The following is a 3,404-nucleotide window of genomic DNA, read 5'->3' on the forward strand; positions in this document are numbered from 1 at the left end:
GCTGGGGCGCCACATGGTGTTGCGGCCTGCCGTCTTCCGGCAGGCCGCATCCGGGCCGTGCGCATCCGGGCCGTGCGTATTGCGGCCGGGGTGCGGCACGCCACCGGCGCCTGCCCGCCGTGCCCGTTCCAACTGCTGCGACATCGCCACTGGTTGCTGACCTCCCTCCGGCCGGTCTCACCATTACGACGACGTAGCCCCGCGCAATGTGAGGCCCCACGCCACACCGATCCCCGCCATCCGCGCCACCGACGGCCAACCACCGGACCAGACCCGCCGGCACGCGGCCGTCGCCGCCTTCCCCCAGCCGGCCGACCCGGTGCGGATCGCGCAGGCCGAACTGCCGCGCACCGCCACCTCGAAAGTCCAGCGCCAGGCCCTGGCCGACCGGCTGCGCCGACAGCCCGCCGCCCCACAGAACGCCCAACAGGCCTGACGCCGCCCGCCACCCGGCCGCACCCCCCTGCCCGGCCCTGCCCGGACACCGGGCACCGGACGCGGGCGCCCCGCACCGCCATCCCACCGCGCCCCCGCCCACCCACCCGAGCGAACCCGAGCGAGCGAACCCGAGTGATGTACCCGAGCGATGTGCCGGGGTGCTGCCCTTCCCGGCCGCGGGGCCGGGCAGCCGCTCCTCGGCCGGACAAGGAGCGCCCGTGCCCCCTTTGCATCTTTCCTGTGTGGACGACGTCCTGGGCCCGCGAGCCGGCCGGTTCCTGGGCGAGGGCTTCAAGCGGGCCGAGCACCGCCTGAGCGGCATCACCATCACTCCGTACCCCGGGCAGGCGGCCGGCATCACCGCCACCGGCCACCTCACCCCGCCCGCGGGGCCGCACCCCGAAGAGACACCCCCCGCCCGGCTGAGCACCATCGACGCGATGCTCTTCGGCGCCCAGCTCACCGGCCTGTACGCGGCGCACACCCGGCAGCTGCCGGCCGATGCCCGCTTCGCCGTGCAGCGCCTGGAGATGCGGGCCGGCACCCGGGCGGAGCGGGACGAGCCGGCGAAGTTCCCGCTCAGCGGCCGGTTCGTGGCCGCCGAACCCGCCGGCCCGCCGACGGCGACCACACTGGAGTGCCGCATCGGATCCCTCTTCGCCCGGGTGCACGCCCACCACAGCGCGGGCAGCGCGGGCAGCACGGGCAGTGCGGGCGCCATCGAGCAGGTCTATGACCTGCCGCAGGAACTGCCCGGCCCCTGGAACGAGGCCCCCTACGGCATCCCGCACACCGCACGGCAGCAACTGCTCACCCAGGTCAGCGCGATGGTGGCCGACGGCCGGGCGTGCGCCCGCGCCACCTTGGCCCCCCAGCCGGCCGGCGCGGTGCCCGCCCGCGCCCCGGCCACCATGATCGACGCCCTGGTCGCCGTCCTCCAGCTGGGCCAGGTCCTGCTGTATGCGCTGGACGGTGTGGAGGGCACCCACGGCGGCCGGCTGCGGATGCGGCGCACGTGCATCACGGCCGCCCCCCGGCCCGCCGCGCGGCCCACCGGCCCGGTGACGGCCGCGCTCGGCCAGACCCAGCTGCTGCCCTCCAAGGCCGGCATCTGGCGCACGGCGCAGGTGAGCGGAGCCCTGCACGGCATACAGGTACGCGCCGACGTCGCCCACCTGCTGCCCGCCTCCTGGCCCGGCCACGACCGGCCCCACAGCCACTGACCACACCCCCCTGCGCCGCCGTGCGCCCCGGCCCGGGCGGGCCGCCGCATCCCGCCCGCCCTGCCACCGGCTCTGCCGCGCCCTGGGCACCGGCGAGACCCAGCCCGGGCGGCCGCCCGCCGCCCGCCCTGCCACCGGCTCTGCCGCGCCCCGGGCACCGGCGAGACCCAGCCCGGGCGGCCGCCCGCCGCCCGCCCTGCCACCGGCTCTGCCGCACCCCGGACACCGGCGAGCCCCGGCCCCCGCACCCCGCCACATCCCGCCCGCCGGCCGTGACCGCCCCTCAACCCGCCGCCCGGTGACCGCCCTTCAACCCGCCGCCCGGTAACCGCCCCTCAACCCGCCCCCCAGCAACCGCCCTTCACCCGCCTCCCCTTTGCCACTGCCACCCGTTCACCCGCCACCACGCCCTGGAGAGTCATGTCCCGCCGCCTGTTCACCTCGGAGTCCGTGACCGAGGGCCACCCCGACAAGATCGCCGACCAGATCAGCGACACCATCCTGGACGCCCTGCTGCGCCAGGACCCCGCCTCGCGCGTCGCGGTCGAAACACTGATCACCACCGGCCAGGTGCACATCGCGGGCGAGGTGACCACCGCCGCGTACGCCGATGTCGCCACCCTGGTGCGCCAGAAGATCCTGGAGATCGGCTACGACTCCTCGGCCAAGGGCTTCGACGGCGCCTCCTGCGGCGTCTCGGTGTCCATCGGCGCGCAGTCGCCCGACATCGCCCAGGGCGTCGACACCGCCTACGAACACCGTGTCCAGGGCCGGGCCGGCGGCCAGGGCGATGCGCTGGACGCGCAGGGCGCCGGCGACCAGGGCCTGATGTTCGGCTACGCGACCGCCGAGACCCCCACCCTGATGCCGCTGCCCATCGAGCTGGCCCACCGCCTCTCACACCGCCTGAGCGCGGTCCGCAAGGACGGCACCGTCCCCTACCTGCGCCCCGACGGCAAGACGCAGGTCACCATCGAATACCGGGGCAGCCGCCCCGCCCGCCTGGACACCCTGGTGGTCTCCTCCCAGCACGCCGCCGACATCGACCTGCACAGCCAGCTCACCCCCGACATCCGCACCCACGTCATCGAGCCCGTCCTGGCCCGCCTCGCCGAGGACGGCATCAAGCTGGACACCGACGAGCACCGCCTGTTCGTCAACCCCACCGGCCGCTTCGAGATCGGCGGCCCGATGGGCGACGCCGGCCTGACCGGCCGCAAAATCATCGTCGACACCTACGGCGGCATGGCCCGCCACGGCGGCGGCGCCTTCTCCGGCAAGGACCCCTCCAAGGTCGACCGCTCCGCCGCCTACGCGATGCGCTGGGTCGCCAAGAACATCGTCGCCGCGGGCCTGGCCACCCGCTGCGAGGTCCAGGTCGCCTACGCCATCGGCAAGGCCGAACCGGTCGGCCTGTTCATCGAGACCTTCAACACCGCCACCGTCGCCCAGGCCGACATCGAACGCGCCGTCGCCGACGTCTTCGACCTGCGCCCGGCCGCCATCATCCGCGACCTGGACCTGCTGCGCCCCATCTACGCCCAGACCGCCGCCTACGGCCACTTCGGCCGCGAGCTTCCCGACTTCACCTGGGAGCGCACCGACCGCGCCGAGGCCCTGCGCAAGGCGGCGGGCGCGGGCTGAACAACCCCGCCCCCCGGCTCCGCGGGGGGGGGGGGGGGGGGGGGGGCGCCCCCCCCCCCCGCCCCCCCCCCCCCCCCCCCGCCCCCCCCACCCCCCCCC

Annotated in this window: 3 protein-coding genes; all 3 read left to right on the forward strand. The window is 75.9% G+C overall.

Features of this window, described 5'->3' with window-relative positions; genetic code table 11:
• Positions 1–208 precede the first annotated feature (208 nt).
• Complete coding sequence (locus ACI2L3_RS40020) at positions 209–436, forward strand: hypothetical protein (protein WP_404757405.1); 228 nt, start codon at positions 209–211, stop codon at positions 434–436.
• Between the two features lie 244 nt (positions 437–680).
• Positions 681–1,661, forward strand: a complete 981-nt coding sequence (locus ACI2L3_RS40025) for an AvrD family protein (protein WP_404757406.1) — start codon at positions 681–683, stop codon at positions 1,659–1,661.
• A gap of 420 nt (positions 1,662–2,081) precedes the next feature.
• Positions 2,082–3,305 carry a methionine adenosyltransferase gene (gene metK, locus ACI2L3_RS40030; RefSeq protein ID WP_404757407.1) on the forward strand — a complete coding sequence of 408 codons (1,224 nt, stop codon included), beginning with the start codon at positions 2,082–2,084 and terminating at the stop codon, positions 3,303–3,305.
• The last annotated feature ends 99 nt before the right edge of the window (positions 3,306–3,404 follow it).

This window comes from Streptomyces sp. NPDC029674 (assembly GCF_044903205.1).
GTDB lineage: Bacteria > Actinomycetota > Actinomycetes > Streptomycetales > Streptomycetaceae > Streptomyces.

Coding starts and splice junctions, on each gene's coding strand:
- metK (WP_404757407.1), top strand. CDS start 2,082: ATGTCCCGCCGCCTGTTCACCTCGGAGTCCGTGACCGAGGGCCACCCC.